General features: G+C 64.6%; 14 protein-coding genes. 9 read left to right on the forward strand and 5 right to left on the reverse strand.

Going from position 1 to position 12,169, the window contains the following annotated elements; genetic code table 11:
• The first annotated feature begins 33 nt into the window (after nt 1-33).
• The 8 genes from I6H87_RS14455 (at nt 34) to I6H87_RS14490 (ending at nt 6,070) form a co-directional block, all read left to right on the forward strand.
• Complete coding sequence (locus tag I6H87_RS14455; RefSeq protein ID WP_041687807.1) at nt 34-1,026, forward strand: asparaginase; 993 nt, start codon at nt 34-36, stop codon at nt 1,024-1,026.
• Nucleotides 1,027-1,160: 134 nt separating this feature from the next.
• Nucleotides 1,161-1,535 (forward strand): 30S ribosomal protein S6, encoded by a 375-nt coding sequence (rpsF, locus tag I6H87_RS14460; RefSeq protein ID WP_010809513.1) that lies wholly within the window; start codon nt 1,161-1,163, stop codon nt 1,533-1,535.
• A gap of 77 nt (nt 1,536-1,612) precedes the next feature.
• Entirely contained in the window at nt 1,613-1,912 is a 300-nt protein-coding gene (gene priB / locus I6H87_RS14465; protein ID WP_011615586.1) for a primosomal replication protein N, read from the forward strand.
• Nucleotides 1,913-1,915: 3 nt separating this feature from the next.
• Complete coding sequence (rpsR, locus tag I6H87_RS14470) at nt 1,916-2,194, forward strand: 30S ribosomal protein S18 (protein ID WP_006163606.1); 279 nt, start codon at nt 1,916-1,918, stop codon at nt 2,192-2,194.
• Between the two features lie 32 nt (nt 2,195-2,226).
• A complete protein-coding gene (gene rplI, locus I6H87_RS14475) occupies nt 2,227-2,679 on the forward strand; it encodes a 50S ribosomal protein L9 (RefSeq protein ID WP_010809515.1) in 453 nt (150 codons plus the stop codon).
• Nucleotides 2,680-2,839: 160 nt separating this feature from the next.
• On the forward strand, nt 2,840-4,231 hold the full coding sequence (locus I6H87_RS14480) for a replicative DNA helicase (RefSeq protein WP_010809516.1): 1,392 nt from the start codon (nt 2,840-2,842) through the stop codon (nt 4,229-4,231).
• A gap of 191 nt (nt 4,232-4,422) precedes the next feature.
• Nucleotides 4,423-5,049 (forward strand): DUF47 domain-containing protein, encoded by a 627-nt coding sequence (locus tag I6H87_RS14485; RefSeq protein ID WP_010809517.1) that lies wholly within the window; start codon nt 4,423-4,425, stop codon nt 5,047-5,049.
• A gap of 13 nt (nt 5,050-5,062) precedes the next feature.
• Nucleotides 5,063-6,070, forward strand: coding sequence for an inorganic phosphate transporter (locus tag I6H87_RS14490; protein ID WP_010809518.1), 1,008 nt, complete (start codon nt 5,063-5,065; stop codon nt 6,068-6,070).
• A gap of 60 nt (nt 6,071-6,130) precedes the next feature.
• Here I6H87_RS14490 and I6H87_RS14495 read toward each other — a convergent pair whose 3' ends face one another.
• The 5 genes from I6H87_RS14495 to I6H87_RS14515 form a co-directional block, all read right to left on the reverse strand.
• Complete coding sequence (locus I6H87_RS14495; RefSeq protein ID WP_010809519.1) at nt 6,131-6,808, reverse strand: C40 family peptidase; 678 nt, start codon at nt 6,806-6,808, stop codon at nt 6,131-6,133.
• A 47-nt stretch (nt 6,809-6,855) separates the two neighbouring features.
• On the reverse strand, nt 6,856-7,317 hold the full coding sequence (locus I6H87_RS14500) for a hypothetical protein (protein WP_011615585.1): 462 nt from the start codon (nt 7,315-7,317) through the stop codon (nt 6,856-6,858).
• A 137-nt stretch (nt 7,318-7,454) separates the two neighbouring features.
• Nucleotides 7,455-9,158, reverse strand: coding sequence for a PhoH family protein (locus I6H87_RS14505; RefSeq protein ID WP_010810471.1), 1,704 nt, complete (start codon nt 9,156-9,158; stop codon nt 7,455-7,457).
• A gap of 413 nt (nt 9,159-9,571) precedes the next feature.
• A complete protein-coding gene (locus I6H87_RS14510) occupies nt 9,572-10,036 on the reverse strand; it encodes a peroxiredoxin (protein WP_010810472.1) in 465 nt (154 codons plus the stop codon).
• Nucleotides 10,037-10,163: 127 nt separating this feature from the next.
• Complete coding sequence (locus tag I6H87_RS14515; protein WP_010810473.1) at nt 10,164-10,547, reverse strand: Mth938-like domain-containing protein; 384 nt, start codon at nt 10,545-10,547, stop codon at nt 10,164-10,166.
• Nucleotides 10,548-10,891: 344 nt separating this feature from the next.
• Here I6H87_RS14515 and I6H87_RS14520 point away from each other — a divergent pair, with 344 nt between their 5' ends.
• On the forward strand, nt 10,892-12,127 hold the full coding sequence (locus tag I6H87_RS14520) for a pyridoxal phosphate-dependent aminotransferase (protein WP_010810474.1): 1,236 nt from the start codon (nt 10,892-10,894) through the stop codon (nt 12,125-12,127).
• The last annotated feature ends 42 nt before the right edge of the window (nt 12,128-12,169 follow it).

Here is a 12,169-nt window from a genome sequence, read left to right on the forward strand (position 1 = left end):
CATTCCTGCCTTTCCACTTTCTTTGCACGCTCCATGACCCAATTGCCTCGCATCGTCGTACTGGCCACCGGCGGCACCATTGCTGGCGCGGCCGGAAACTCTGCCAGCAGCGCACGCTACCAGGCGGCGACCGTGCCGGTGTCGTCGTTGCTGGCAGCGGTGCCCGCGCTGCAGTCGGCGGCTCGCATCGAGGCCGAGCAGGTGGCCCAGGTCGACAGCAAGGACATGACCTTCACGCTCTGGCAAACGCTGGCGGCGCGGGTTGAGCACTGGTCCGCGCAGCCCGACGTGGCTGGCATCGTGATCACCCACGGCACCGATACGCTGGAAGAAACTGCGATGGCGCTGCACCTGACGCAATCGTGTCCGGTGCCCGTGGTGATGACAGCGGCAATGCGGCCGTCGACGTCGCTGTCGGCCGATGGGCCGCTGAACCTGCTGGATGCGGTGCGCGTGGCCGCTCATCCCGATGCGCGCGGCAAGGGTGTGCTGGTGGTGCTGAACCAGCAGATCCACGCTGCGCGGGATGTGGCCAAGGCCCACACATCGGCGGTGGACGCCTTTGTCTCGGCCTGCGGGCCGCTGGGTTTCGTGCAGGACGACTACGTGCGCTTCGCCCGCGCGCCACGCGCGGCCTGGGTGATCGGGCCGATGCCGGCGGCGTGGCCGATGGTGGAGATCGTGGCGAGCTACGCGCAGCCGGGCAGGGTGGCAGTGGATGCGCTGGTCCGCGCGGGTATAGCCGGGCTGGTGGTGGCTGCCGCCGGCAATGGCTCGGTGCATGAGGTGCTGGCCGGGGCGCTGGCCGATGCCGCTGCCGCGGGGGTGGCCGTGGTGCGCAGTTCCCGCACCGGGGCCGGCCATGTGGCGATTCCGCCCCAGCTCAGCCCGACGGATGGAGCTTTTGTTTCCGCAACGGACCTCAATCCCTATAAGGCGCGCGTGCTGCTGGCCCTGGCGCTGGCAGCCGACTCAGGCCTGGCGCGGGATCCGGCAAGGCTGCAGGCCGTGTTTGCCAACGCCTGATTTGCCTGTGTACTGATTTGCCTGTGTAATCAGCGGCTTGCGCACTTGCCGCCATGCGCGCTATAATGTAAGGCTATTCAACCTTGCCACACCGGACTCGTGACGCCCGGGTGGCTAATCCAAAAGGAGCGTCAATGCGTCATTACGAAATCGTCTTCATCGTCCACCCGGACCAGAGCGAACAAGTGCCGGCCATGATCGAGCGCTACAAGCAGCTCGTGACCTCGCAGAACGGCAACGTTCACCGCGTGGAAGACTGGGGCCGTCGCCAGATGGCTTACATGATCCAGAAGCTGGCCAAGGCTCACTACGTTTGCCTGAACATCGAATGCGGCAAGGAAACGCTGGCTGAACTGGAACACGCGTTCAAGTTCAACGACGCCGTCCTGCGCCACCTGATCGTGCAGACCAAGAAGGCCGAGACCGCACCTTCGCCGATGATGAAGGAAGTGCAGCGCGAAGAAGCCCGCAAGGCCGCGCAAACGACCACCGAAGGCCAGGCCGCCTGAGTGCGGACTGCGGTGCGCGCCATGGCTGACAGCGTCGGCTACGGCAGCATGGATTGCAACCAGCAAGAGGTCCCGCGTTGAACCAGCTTCGGCTTGCCGCCACCCTGGCGGAACGCGATGCCCTGCGCTATACCCCGGCCGGGGTTCCCGTCGTGAACTGCATCCTGCAGTACAGCGGCGAGGCCGTCGAGGCGCAAACGCCGCGGCAGGTCGAGTTTGCAATCTCAGCGATGGGGGTCGGACAGGTTGGCCAGCGTCTGGAGCGCTTACCGCTCGGCACGCTGCTCGACTGCGAAGGATTCCTGGCCCGCAAGCACCGCAACAGCAAGGCTCTCGTCTTTCACATCACTGGATGTAAAGCATTCGAAAAGGATTGAATCATGGCATTCGTCAAACGTGACAACAAGAACAAGAAGCGCTTCCAGCAACAGAACCCGCTGTTCAAGCGCAAGCGCTTCTGCCGCTTCACCGTGGCTGGCGTGGAACAGATCGACTACAAGGATCTGGACACCCTGAAGGACTTCATCGGCGACAACGGCAAGATCACGCCCGCCCGCCTGACCGGTACCAAGGCTCACTATCAGCGTCAGCTGGATACGGCCATCAAGCGTGCGCGTTTCCTCGCGCTGATGCCGTACACCGACCTGCACAAGAACTGATCAGGCCATAGGTCCGTTAAGGAGAGAATACGATGCAAATTATTCTGCTGGAAAAAGTCATCAACCTGGGCAACCTGGGTGACATCGTCAAGGTGAAGGACGGTTACGCCCGTAACTTCCTGATCCCGGGCAAGAAGGCCCGCCGTGCTACGCAAACCGCGATCGCCGAATTCGAAGTCAAGCGCGCCGAGCTGGAAAAGGCCGCTGCCGAGAAGCTGGCCGCCGCGCAAGCCGAAGGCGAGAAGCTGAGCGGCCTGAGCGTCCAGATCAGCCAGAAGTCGGGTGTGGACGGCCGCCTGTTCGGTTCCGTGACCAATGCCGACATCGCTGAAGCCCTGGCTGGCCAAGGCTTCAAGCTGGAAAAGGCCCAGGTTCGCATGCCGAACGGTCCGCTGAAGATGGTGGGCGACCACCCGGTCAGCGTTGCGCTGCACACGGACGTCGTGGTCGACGTGACCGTGTCGGTCGTGGGTGAGAGCGTCTAAGGACGTGCCGCCTTGCCGGCGCGCTGCGCCGGCTGAAGCACCGCAAGCAAGAAAGGCAGGAGCCCCGGCTCCTGCCTTTTTTTGTTGCCCGCTTGTCTTTGCCTGCCCGGTCGCCAAATGTCCGGCGAAGTGCGTCCTCCCGCCGTTATAATGCCTCCCCATGAACGCGCCCGTCGCCGACCCCCAACTCGAGAACCTCAAAGTCCCGCCGCATTCCATCGAAGCCGAGCAATCGGTGCTGGGTGGCCTGCTGCTGGACAACGCCGCCTGGGACCGCATTGCGGACTTCATTTCCGAGGCGGATTTCTATCGTTTTGACCACCGGATGATCTTCCAGAGCATCGCCCGGTTGATCTCGGCCACCAAGCCGGCCGACGTGATCACGGTCTATGAAATGCTGCAGGTCGCCGGCAAGGCCGAGGAGGTGGGCGGGCTGGCCTACCTGAATTCGCTGGCGCAGAACACGCCCAGCGCGGCCAATATCCGCCGCTACGCGGAGATCGTGCGTGAGCGCTCGGTGCTGCGCAAGCTGGTGACGGCGGCCGACGATATCGCCTCGGCCGCGTTCGCGCCCAAGGGCCGCGAGGTGCGCGAGCTGCTGGATGAGGCCGAGTCCAAGGTTTTTGCGATTGCCGAAGAAGGCTCGCGCGGCCAGAAGGGTTTCCAGGAAATCCAGCCGCTGCTGACCCAGGTGGTCGAGCGCATCGACGAGCTGTACCACCGCGATTCCACCACCGACGTCACCGGCGTGCCGACCGGCTTCATCGACCTGGACAAGATGACCAGCGGCATGCAGCCGGGCGACCTGATCATCGTGGCCGGCCGCCCGTCGATGGGCAAGACCGCGTTCTCGCTGAACATCGGCGAGCATGTGGCAGTGGAGCAGGGCCTGCCGGTGGCAGTGTTCTCGATGGAAATGGCGGGCACCCAGCTGGCCATGCGTATGCTCGGCTCGGTAGGCCGCCTCGACCAGCACCGGCTGCGCACTGGCCGCCTGCTGGATGAAGACTGGCCGCGGCTGACGCATGCGATCCAGCGCATGAACGACACCCAGCTGTTCATCGACGAAACTCCGGCGCTGAACCCGATGGAGCTGCGTGCCCGTTCGCGGCGCCTGGCGCGCCAGTGCGGGCAGCTTGGCCTGATCATCATCGATTACCTCCAGCTGATGTCAGGTTCGGGCGGCGGCGAGAACCGCGCCACGGAAATTTCAGAAATCTCCCGTTCGCTCAAGGGTCTGGCCAAGGAACTCAACTGTCCGGTGATTGCACTGTCGCAGCTGAACCGAAGCCTGGAACAGCGTCCCAACAAGCGTCCGGTGATGTCCGACCTGCGCGAATCCGGCGCTATCGAACAGGATGCCGACGTGATCCTGTTCATCTACCGCGACGAAGTCTATAACGCAGACTCCCAGGACAAGGGCACGGCCGAGATCATTATCGGCAAGCAGCGTAACGGCCCGATCGGCACGGTGCGCCTGACCTTCCTGGGCCAGTTCACCAAGTTCGACAACTTCAGCGGCGGCCCGGCTTTCTTCGACAACGATACCTGACGAAGTCAAGCCAGCCTGCAATCGTCCGTGCGGCGCCGTCTTGTTTGCGCCAAATTCGCGGGCAATGTCCCAGTAACCCTGTAAAATATTGCGCTTTGATGACAGTCGCCACCCGCGACTGTCATGCAACGCGTCCGCTCAATCCTGCAACACAATCAGCAGCGTCACCACGCTGCCACAAGGAACATTCCATGTTCGGCCGATTCATGCCCACGGAGGGCAAGTTCTTCGAATATTTCAACCAGCATGCCGACTGCGCGGTGACCGCCGCCCATGAGCTCCAGGCACTGGTCAACGACTTGCCCAACGCCGAGGCCCATGCCCGCCGCGTCCAGGCCACTGAAAAGAAGGCCGACCGGATCACGCACGACACCATCGACCTGCTCCACAAGACCTTCATCACGCCGCTGGATCGCGACGAGATCCACAAGCTCATCACGACCATGGACGACATCCTGGATCTGATGGAAGACGTGGCCGAGACTATCTCGCTGTACGACGTGACCAACCTGACCGACGAAGCGCTGCGCCTGGCGGCCATCTGCGTGCAGTGCTGCGACCAGGTCAAGATCGCGGTGGGCCTGCTCGAGGACATGGGCAATGCCAGCACCATCCTGAAGACCGCCCAGCAGATCGACCAGCTTGAATCTGAAGCCGACCGCGTGATGCGCTCGGCGATGTCCAAGCTGTTCCGCGACGAGACCGACGTCAAGCGCCTGATCAAGCTGAAGGCCATCTACGAACAGCTCGAGACGATCACCGACAAGTGCGAGGACGTCGCCAACATCATCGAAGGCATCGTCCTGGAAAACGCCTGAGGCGGCAATCGGCATGCAGACCATACAAATGAGCCTGTGGGTGATCGCCTTGCTGGTGGCGCTCGCGCTGCTGTTCGACTTCATGAACGGCTTCCACGACGCGGCCAACTCGATCGCCACGGTGGTGTCCACCGGCGTGCTCAAGCCGCACCATGCGGTGGCAATGGCGGCGATGTGCAACGTCGTCGCAATCTTTGTCTTTCACCTGAAGGTGGCGGCCACGGTGGGGACCGGCACCATCGACGTCAATATCGTCGACCACTACGTGATATTCGGGGCCCTGGTCGGGGCGATCGCCTGGAACGTCATCACCTGGTATTACGGCATCCCGTCGTCGTCGTCGCATGCGCTGATCGGCGGGCTGGTGGGTGCGGCGGTGGCCAAGGCCGGCACGGGCGCGCTGGTGGGCAGCGGCCTGCTGAAGACCGTGGCGTTCATCCTGGTCTCGCCGTTGCTGGGCTTCCTGCTCGGTTCGCTGATGATGGTGATGGTGGGCTGGACCTTCTTCCGCACGCCGCCGTCGCGGGTGGACCGCTGGTTCCGCCGGCTGCAGCTGGTTTCGGCCTCGCTGTACAGCCTGGGCCACGGCGGCAATGACGCGCAGAAGACCATCGGCATCATCTGGATGCTGCTGATTGCCAGCGGCCATGTGGTCGCCGGCGGCCAGCCACCGACCTGGGTGATCGTCAGCTGCTACGTGGCCATCGGCATGGGCACGCTGTTCGGCGGCTGGCGGATCGTGCGCACCATGGGCCAGAAGATCACCAAGCTCAAGCCGGTCGGCGGCTTCTGCGCCGAGACGGGCGGGGCGATTACGCTGTTCTTTGCCTCGGCGCTGGGCGTGCCGGTATCGACCACGCATACCATCACCGGCGCCATCGTCGGCGTCGGCTCGGCGCAGAAGATGTCGGCGGTGCGCTGGGGCGTGGCCGGCAATATCGTCTGGGCCTGGGTGCTGACGATCCCGGCGTCGGCCTTCATGGCGGCGATCGCATGGTGGATCGGGCGGCATATCCTGTAAGGCAGGGGCCGCCGTACCAACAAGAAGCCAGGCTGATGCCTGGCTTTTTGTTTGGGCGCTTCACTGGTTGGCGAAGGCCGCGATGGGATCGTCGTCTACCCCAAGCGGTGCCGAGGCCGGCGCCGGCTCAGGCAGCGGTGGCGCGGCCGGGGCTGCCACTGGCGCGGGCGGCTGGTTGACCGCCGCGACCACGCGGCGCGCGCCGTTGTAGCGCGAGGCCCAGTAAGGCTTGCCCATGTCTTCGAGACGGACCGTGCCGCCGGACGACGGTGCATGGACAAAGCGGTTCTGTCCGACGTAGATGCCCACGTGCGAATTGGCGCGGCCGGTGGTGTTGAAGAACACCAGGTCGCCGGATGCCACTTCGCTGCGGTCCAGCGAGCTGCCGCGGACGCCCATCGCCTCGGTGGTGCGCGGCAGGTTCACATTGGCCGCGCGCGACACCACGTAGCGCACCAGCCCGCTGCAGTCGAAGCCGGAGTCCGGTGTATTGCCGCCGTAGCGATAGGGTGTGCCGACCAGGGACATCGCCTGGATCGAAATCTCTTCCAGTCCGGCGCTGGGGTCGATCATGGGTTTGCCCGGCGTCCGCGGCAGGCCGGCGTGGCGCGAAGACGGGGAACTGGCGCAGGCCGCCAGCAGCAGGGCGGTGGCGCAGAGCAGCGGCAGCCGGACCTGGGCAAGCAGGCCCTGCGCACGCAGTGGATGGGTAGGGATTCGGGTACGGCGCAATGGCATCCTGGGTTTCCGGTCGCCGGCCTGCCGGCGCACCGGAAGCCTTGCCGCTACCAGCGTAGCTGGGCGTTGCGCGTACCGGTGCTGACCTTGATGGACTTGGCCTGGCCCTTGTAACTGGCCTCGATATTGTAGCTGCCTTCGGGCGCACGTATCAGGCAGCGCGGGCCGGCGGCGCGGAAGCTGGCGACTTCCTGCCCGTCGCGCATCAGCCGGACCGCCACGTCCGACAGGAATTCACCGTTCGCACCCTGGGTGAACAGGATGCCCATGTTGAAGTCCTTTTCCTTCGCGGCCAGCGCCTGGCGCTCGTCCTCGGCGACACCGCCGCAGACGTAGCTGACCGGGCCCATGGTGCGGATCACCATTTCTTCGGCGGCGGCATGGGCCGGGCGCCAGCTGGCGGCCAGCGCCATGCCGGCGGCTGCCAGCATGGCCAGTGCAAGGCGCTGCCTGTGCTGGCTGTGGGCGACGGCAGGCGCATGCCCGCCGGGCAGATGCTGGGTATTCATCGACGCCTCCAGTGGGGATGCGGGGCAACGGCAAACATGGGGCCATCATAGCCCCAAAGTGCTTGCCGTTGACGACGGTGCTCAGGCGCTGCGGGCGCGCCCCGCCACCGGCAGGGCGCGCCCGCAGGTTGCCGGTGTCAGAGCACGTCGCCGGCGTGGTCGGCCAGGCGCGAGCGTTCGCCGCGCGCCAGCGTGATATGGCCGCTGTGGCTCCAGCCCTTGAAGCGGTCGACCACGTAGGTCAGGCCCGACGAACCCTCGGTCAGGTACGGCGTGTCGATCTGCGCGATATTGCCCAGGCAGATGATCTTGGTACCCGGGCCCGCGCGCGTCACCAGCGTCTTCATCTGCTTGGGCGTCAGGTTCTGTGCCTCGTCGATGATGACGAACTTGTTGACGAAGGTGCGCCCGCGCATGAAGTTCATGCTCTTGACCTTGATGCGCGACCGGATCAGCTCCTGCGTGGCGGCGCGTCCCCAGTCGCCGGCGCTGTCGTCGCTCTTCTGCAGCACCTCGAGGTTGTCGTCGAACGCGCCCATCCAGGGCTGCATCTTCTCTTCCTCGGTGCCGGGCAGGAAGCCGATGTCTTCGCCCACCGGCACCGTCGCGCGCGTGACGATGATCTCGTTGTACTGCTTCTGGTCCAGCACCTGTTCCAGCCCGGCTGCCAGCGCCAGCAGGGTCTTGCCGGTGCCGGCCTGGCCGAGCAGCGTGACGAAGTCGATGTCCGGGTTCATCAGCAGGTTGAGCGCGAAGTTCTGCTCGCGGTTGCGGGCGGTCACGCTCCACACATTGTTCTTGTGGTGCGTGTAGTCCTTGAGGGTCTGCAGCAGCGCGGTCTTGCCGTTGATCTCCTTGACCTGCGCGTACAGCGGCAGGCTGCCGTCGACCGGTTCCAGGTAGACGAACTGGTTGACCAGGAACGACGGCACCAGCGGCCCGGTGAGCCGGTAGAACATGGCGCCTGACTTCGGGTCCTGCCAGCTTTCCACGCCCTTGCCGTGCCTGGTCCAGAAGTCGCCGGGCAGCTGCAGCACGCCGGCATAGAGCAGGTCCTTGTCTTCCAGGACCTGGTCGTTGAAGTAGTCTTCGGCCGGCAGGCCCAGTGCGCGCGCCTTGATGCGCATGTTGATGTCTTTCGACACCAGCACGACCTGGCGCTCGGGGTACTGCTGCTGCAGCGCGCTGACCACGCCCAGGATCTGGTTGTCGGCCTTGCCCTGCGGCAGGCCTTCAGGCAGCTTGATGTCGTTCAGGCGCGTCTGGAAGAACAGCTTGCCCTGCGCGTCGCGGTTGCCCAGCTTGGCCAGCGGCAGGCCTTCGTCGAGCACGCCGTCGGTGCCGCCCACCAGCGAATCGAGCGTGCGGCTGACCATGCGCGCGTTGCGCGCGACTTCGCTCATGCCCTTCTTGTGGTTGTCCAGCTCTTCGAGCGTCATCATCGGCAGATAGATGTCGTGTTCCTCGAAGCGGAACAGCGAGGCCGGGTCGTGCATCAGCACGTTGGTGTCGAGCACGAACAGCTTGCTCGGGCCTTCGGACTTGCGGGCGCGGCGCGTGGGGCCGGTGGACGGCTTGACCAGGCTGACCGGTGCGGCATTGACGGCAGGCGTCGATACGGCCGGGGTCTCGGTGCTGCGGGCACGGGTGCCACCGGCGGCGCGGGCCTGGACCTCAGGCACCTCGGTGTCGCCGGTTTCCAGCAATGCCACGCGCTCGAGCGCCGGCACAGGTTTCTTGCCCTGTGTGGCGGCTTTGGCCTTGGGCACCGCGGAGACCGGAGCAAACTCGCTCGGATCCAGCAATTGGGCAGGCTTGGCGGGCATGGTAGGCAGCGGCATGCTTGGCTTTCCTTTCAGGGGGACAAGAAGGGGGCGAGGGTATCCGTGCCGCGACGCCGCGATACGTCGGAGACGGCGTGGCGACCGATGGCCGGGGCATGCATGCGCGAGGCTCCCGGCGCGGACAGGCATGAGGACAGACGCGGTTGCAAACAAAAAAGCCGCCATGCCTGCATAACAGGATTGGCGGCTCTTTTGCGGACTGCCGACACGGCAGGTCCGCTACCGGCCTGTGGCGCGAACCGCCTGGGCCGGGGAGTCGAAACAGCGTGGCATCCGGAATCTGAACTCATTACGGGCCAATGTATCCGAAGGTTTTGGGTTTGGCAATTGGGTTTGCCAACGGCGTGTTGCGACACAGCACGGCCGGGCTGGCGTCCGTGTCGTGGCAAGGCCGATACCGACGCGATACCTCAGAGCCCGCGCACGATTTCCAGGACTTCGTCAACATGGTTCGGCACCTTGATGCCGCGCAGCTCGTGGCGCAGGATGCCCTTGCCGTCGATGATGAAGGTGCTGCGCTCGATGCCCCGGTGCTCCTTGCCATAGAGCTTTTTCAGCTTGATGACATCGAACAGCGTGCACACGGCTTCGTCGGCGTCGGAGATCAGCTCGAAGGGCAGCTCAAGCTTGGCCTTGAAGTTCTCGTGCGAGCGGATGCTGTCGCGCGAGATGCCGAACACCTGCACGCCGGCCTTTTGGAAGTCCTCATACTGGTCGCGGAAGTTCATGGCCTCCGTGGTGCAACCCGGCGTGTTGTCCTTCGGGTAGAAGTACAGCACCACCGTCTTGCCGCGGTAGTCGGCAAGGCGGAAGGTGGCGTCGCCGGTCATCGGCGCGCTGAAGTCGGGTACGGCCTTGTTCAGACTGACGGTCATGCTTGTGGCTCCTGGGGGAGGGGCAGGGGGATCGGGAGAATCGGGTGAGGGGGCTGCCACCTTGGCGGGGCAGATTGGGGCGCCCTGCCGGACTTCAAGCGTGGCGCCGGCTCAACTTTTGCAAAGATCAGGCGGCTTCCGCTTCGAGCAGCAGCACCGCCGCCACCTTGCGGCCTTCCGCCATCAGGATGTTGTAGGTGCGGCAGGCGGCCTGCAGGTCCATGGCGTCCACCCCGACATGGCGGCGCGACAGCGACGCGGTCAGGCGCGGGTGCGGGAAGCGCAGCCGCGAGCCGGTGCCGAGCAGCACCACTTCGGGGCCGAGTTCCACCAGCTGCTCGAAATGCGCAGGCTCCAGGTCTTCGAAGCGGCTGACCGGCCAGGGCCGGACCTCGCCCTCGGGCATGACCAGGACCGAGTTGGTGTGACGGACGAGGTTGATCTCGATGTAGCCCGGCCCGTAGGCCGTGACGGTATTGAGCGATTGGGGCTGGTCGGCGTGGAGTTTCACTTGGAGGCCTCTGCGGCGGCCGCCACGGGCTGGCGGGCCGGCCCGTGGGGCGGATGGCCGGCACCCCGGGCGGGTACGGTGTGGGCGACAGGATGGACGACAGTGCGCAGGCACCTGGCGTGTGCGCGGCAAGCGCACGCTGCAATGCAAGAATCCCTGCCGAAGTCTGTCATAATCCGATAAATTATAGCTTTTGCCTCCCTGTCTGCCACGTTCGCGTTGCATTGCAGCGGACGTCGCCCCGGCGCGGGGCTTCCGCACGGGGCTTCGGCATTAATTCAGATTCGCCCAGATTCCCTGTCCGGTGCCGCCGACGCGGCACGCTACGCTTGCCCGACATCGCCGTGAAACCCATCCAGAAATCCAACAAACTCAATAACGTTTGCTACGACATCCGCGGACCGGTGCTGGAAAAGGCCAAGCAGATGGAGGAAGAAGGGCACAAGATCATCAAGCTGAATATCGGCAACCTGGCCGTGTTCGGCTTTGACGCGCCGGAAGAGATTCAGCAGGACATGATGCGAAACCTGCCGAATTCGGCAGGTTATTCTGATTCCAAGGGCATTTTCGCCGCACGCAAGGCGATCATGCACTATACCCAGCAAAAAAATATCGAAGGCGTTGGCCTGGACGATATATATGTGGGCAACGGTGCCTCCGAACTGATCGTGATGGCCGTCAACGCGCTGCTCAATGCCGGCGACGAAGTGCTGGTGCCGGCGCCGGACTACCCGCTGTGGACCGCCGCGGTGAGCCTCTCGGGCGGCACGCCGGTGCACTATATCTGCGACGAGTCCAACGACTGGATGCCCGATCCGGCCGATATCCGCGCCCGTATCACGCCGCATACCAAGGCCATCGTCATCATCAACCCGAACAACCCCACCGGGGCGCTGTATTCGGACGAGCTGCTGCTCGAGATCGTCGCCATCGCGCGCGAGCACGGCCTGATCATCTATGCCGACGAGATCTACGACAAGGTCCTGTACGACGGCCACACCCACACCTCGATCGCCTCGCTCTCGACCGACGTGCTGACCGTGACCTTCAACGGCCTGTCGAAGAACTACCGCTCATGCGGCTACCGCGCCGGCTGGATGGTGGTGTCGGGCGACAAGCGCCCGGCCATCGACTATATCGAAGGCCTGAACATGCTGTCGTCGATGCGCCTGTGCGCCAACGTTCCGGGCCAGTGGGCGATCCAGACCGCGCTGGGCGGCTACCAGAGCATCAACGACCTGGTCAATGAAGGCGGACGCCTGCGCCGCCAGCGCGACCTGGCCTACGAGCTGATCACCGCGATCCCGGGTGTTACCTGCGTCAAGCCCAAGGCGGCGCTGTACCTGTTCCCCAAGCTCGACCTGTCGATGTACCCGGTGCAGGACGACCAGGAGTTCATCTACGAACTGCTGCAGGAGTCCAAGGTGCTGCTGGTGCAGGGCTCGGGCTTCAACTGGGCCAAGCCCGATCATTTCCGCATCGTGTTCCTGCCGCACGAGGAAGACCTGCGCGAGGCCATCGGCCGCATCGCGCGCTTCCTCGAGGCGTACCGAAAACGCCACGGCAAGGCAGCGGCCTGATTTCGCGGGCCGCGCCGCAATTCATCCTTAGCAACTCAGAAG

The organism is Cupriavidus necator, assembly GCF_016127575.1.
GTDB lineage: Bacteria > Pseudomonadota > Gammaproteobacteria > Burkholderiales > Burkholderiaceae > Cupriavidus > Cupriavidus necator_D.